The 3,514-nt window shown below is 65.7% G+C and carries 3 protein-coding genes; all 3 read right to left on the bottom strand.

The features are described 5' to 3' along the window. Positions 1 to 25: 25 nt before the first annotated feature. Positions 26 to 697 (bottom strand): glutathione S-transferase family protein, encoded by a 672-nt coding sequence (locus VGD20_RS03365; RefSeq protein ID WP_248459872.1) that lies wholly within the window; start codon positions 695 to 697, stop codon positions 26 to 28. A gap of 78 nt (positions 698 to 775) precedes the next feature. Next, positions 776 to 1,201 carry a hypothetical protein gene (locus VGD20_RS03360; protein WP_331133095.1) on the bottom strand — a complete coding sequence of 142 codons (426 nt, stop codon included), beginning with the start codon at positions 1,199 to 1,201 and terminating at the stop codon, positions 776 to 778. A gap of 263 nt (positions 1,202 to 1,464) precedes the next feature. Beyond that, on the bottom strand, positions 1,465 to 3,514 hold a 2,050-nt coding region (locus tag VGD20_RS03355), incomplete at its 5' end, for a glutamate synthase-related protein (RefSeq protein WP_331133094.1).

Here is a 3,514-nt window from a genome sequence, read left to right as displayed (position 1 = left end):
GGGGAGCACTTATTTCTGCGCCAGTTTAGAAGTCGACATCCTCATAATATTTCGGCGGCGTCACGATCTCCATCCGCTCGGCGAGCAGCGGGCGGAAGCTCGGGCGCGATTTCAGCCCCGAATACCAGCCTTTGGTCTGCTCGTGCCCCGTCCAGTCGATCCCGCCCAGATAATCGGCGACCGAAATATGCGCCGCGGCGGTCAGGTCGGCGAGGCTCATCGTTGCGCCGGCGAGCCAGGTGCGGTGGTCGATCAGGTAATCGACATAGTCGAGATGGTTGTTCGCCGCCTTCATCGCCTCGCGCAGCGCGCCGCCGTCGGGCGGCTGGCGGTGGACGATGCGTTTCTGCATGCGTTCGAACAGCAAGGGGCCGGTGACCTCATAATAGAAGTCATGGTCGAACCACGAGGTCAGCCGGCGGATTTCGGCGCGGCTCGCGGCCGTGCCATTGATCATCGCCTTGCCCTCGACGGTTTCCTCGAAATATTCGGCGATCGCCATGCTGTCCATCAGCACCTGGCCGCGTGCCTGGTCGACCATGACCGGAGTGCGCCCCGCCGGGTTCAGATCGATGAATTCGTCGCGGCGCTCCCACGGCGATTCGCGCACCAATTCATAACCGACGCCCTTTTCGCCCAGCAAAAGGCGAACCTTGCGCGAAAAGGGACAGAGCGGGAATTGATAGAGTTGCCACATATCCCCGGCATAGCGGCAGCGGGGCGCCGCGCGCAACGGCTATGGCGCAACGGCCGTCCGGCGATGGTGGATTAAGCTTCAGCGGCGCGCGTCGGCCCGCTCCCTTTCCCACTGAGCCGCAAGGTCGCGCGCCATGTCCTTGAGCACCGGCGCATAAGCGGCGAGTGCCGATGCGGCGTGCCCCGCCATGCGGGTGCTGGCACGGACGTCGTCGCCCATGCGCTCGGCATATTCGGGGTCGCGGCCGGCGACTTCACCGAGCGTGGCATCGGGCGGGATATAGGCGGCATCGGATTCGGGATCGATCTGGGCAACGGCCTTCGCCAGCGGGCCGACCTGCATCTGCATCAGCGCCCCGACCATTGCGGTGATCGTCTCGGCCATCCGGTCCTGCGTGGCGGGATCGTTGAGGGTCGCGACGGCGCCTTGCATTTCGCTGGCAGACGCGGGGAGGGGCGCGGCGAGCGCGAGCAGGGGGAGAGCGACCAGGGCAAAACGGGTCATGGCTCGATCCTTTCGAGGGACGAGAGGGGCAGTAAAGTGGCGTCCATTAGGGGATCGACGCTTTCGCTGGGGTGAACGCGGTGCGGCGGTGCGACGAAGCGTATCGCCCGCGCGACAAACGATCCTCCCTGTCGCGTAGCGATGGGAGGGGGGACCGCCCGCGAAGCGGGTGGTGGAGGGGCCGCGACGGCAGCGCCAAAGCCCCTCCGTCGGCGCTTCGCGCTGCCACCTCCCCATGGCTTCGCCACAGGGAGGATTTACGATTATTCCGCCGCAACCACCTCGGCTTCGGCATCGCTGAGCGAATGCGTCAGGCGGCTCAGCATTTCCTTCGGGCAGACCTGCCAGAAACGGCCCCGCCAGCGGTCCCAGTCGGCGAGGACTTCGGCCGACCATTTGCTTCCTGTCGCCTTCGCATGGTCCTCGACCAGTTCCTTGAGAACAGATTCCCAATGGGTGCTCGCCAGCCGCTGCCAGACGATCGATTCGCCGTTGGCGCGGCGTTCGAACTGCTCGTCGGTGTCGAGGATGAAGGCCATGCCGCCGGTCATACCTGCGCCGAAGTTCGATCCGACAGGGCCAAGGATCACCGCGGTGCCGCCGGTCATATATTCGCAGCCATTGGCGCCGCAGCCCTCGACGACGACCTGCGCGCCCGAATTGCGGACCGCGAAACGCTCGCCCGCCTGACCCGCCGCGAGCAATGTGCCCGCGGTCGCACCATAGAGGACGGTGTTGCCGATGATGCTGTTGTGCTGGCTGACGAGCGGGCTCGACACGGTGGGGCGCACGACGATGCGCCCGCCCGACAGGCCCTTGCCGACATAGTCGTTGGCGTCGCCGAAGACCTCGAGCGTGACGCCCTGACACAGGAAGGCGCCGAGCGACTGCCCCGCGGTACCGCGCAGGCGCACCTGGACATGATTGTCGGCAAGACCCTTCATCCCGAAGCGCGCGGTGACCTCGGCCGACAGGCGCGTGCCGACGGCGCGGTGCGTATTGCGGACGTTGTAGGTCAGCTGCATGCGCTCGCCGCGTTCGAAGAGCGGTCTGGCGTCGCTGAGGATCTGCGCATCGAGGCTGTCGGGCACCGGGTTGCGGAAGTTCGGTCCTTGCGAACGGCGCTGGTCGTCGGGCGCGTCGACCTTGGCGAGGATCGGGTTGAGATCGAGATCGTCGAGATGCTCGGCGCCGCGGCTGACCTGACGCAGCAATTCGGTGCGGCCGATGACCTCGTCGAGGCTGCGGCAGCCGAGCTTGGCAAGGATTTCGCGGACCTCTTCGGCGATGAAGGTCATCAGGTTGATGACCTTCTCGGGGCTGCCGGTGAACTTCTGGCGCAGTTTTTCATCCTGCGTGCAGACGCCGACGGGGCAGGTGTTGCTGTGGCACTGGCGCACCATGATGCAGCCCATCGCGACGAGGCTCAAAGTGCCGATGCCATATTCCTCGGCCCCCAGGATCGCGGCGATCACGATGTCGCGGCCGGTCTTGAGCCCGCCGTCGGTGCGGAGGCGGATGCGGTGGCGAAGCCCGTTGAGGGTCAGCACCTGGTTGACCTCGGAAAGACCCATTTCCCACGGCGTGCCGGCATATTTGACGCTGGTCTGCGGCGAAGCGCCGGTACCGCCGGTGTTACCCGCGACGAGAATGACGTCGGCGTGGGCTTTCGCAACGCCTGCGGCGACGGTGCCGATACCCGCCGAACTGACGAGCTTGACGCAGACGCGCGCCTTCGGGTTGATTTGCTTGAGGTCGTAGATGAGCTGCGCGAGATCCTCGATCGAATAGATGTCGTGGTGCGGCGGCGGCGAGATCAAAGTAACACCCGGCGTCGCGTGGCGCAGGCGCGCGATGAATTCGGTGACCTTGAAACCCGGAAGCTGGCCGCCTTCGCCGGGCTTGGCGCCCTGTGCGACCTTGATCTCGATCTCGTCGCACGCGCCAAGATACTCGGCGGTGACACCGAAGCGGCCGCTCGCGATCTGCTTGATGTTGCTGTTGGCGTTGTCGCCGTTCGCATAGGGGCGATAACGTTCGCTCGCTTCGCCGCCTTCGCCCGACACGGCCTTCGCGCCGATGCGGTTCATCGCGATCGCGAGTGTCTCGTGCGCTTCGGGCGACAGCGCGCCCAAGGACATGCCGGGCGTGACGAAGCGCTTACGGATTTCGGTGATCGCTTCGACGCTGTCGAGCGCGACGCCCTGATTGGGGTAGTTGAACTCCATCAGGTCGCGCAGATAGATCGGCGGCAGGTCGGCGACCCCGCGCGAGAACTGCAGGTAGGTCGAATAGCTGTCGGTCGCGACCGCC

This window comes from Sphingopyxis sp. (assembly GCF_036402335.1).
Lineage (GTDB): Bacteria > Pseudomonadota > Alphaproteobacteria > Sphingomonadales > Sphingomonadaceae > Sphingopyxis.
This window is presented reverse-complemented; position numbering and strand designations above follow the sequence as displayed.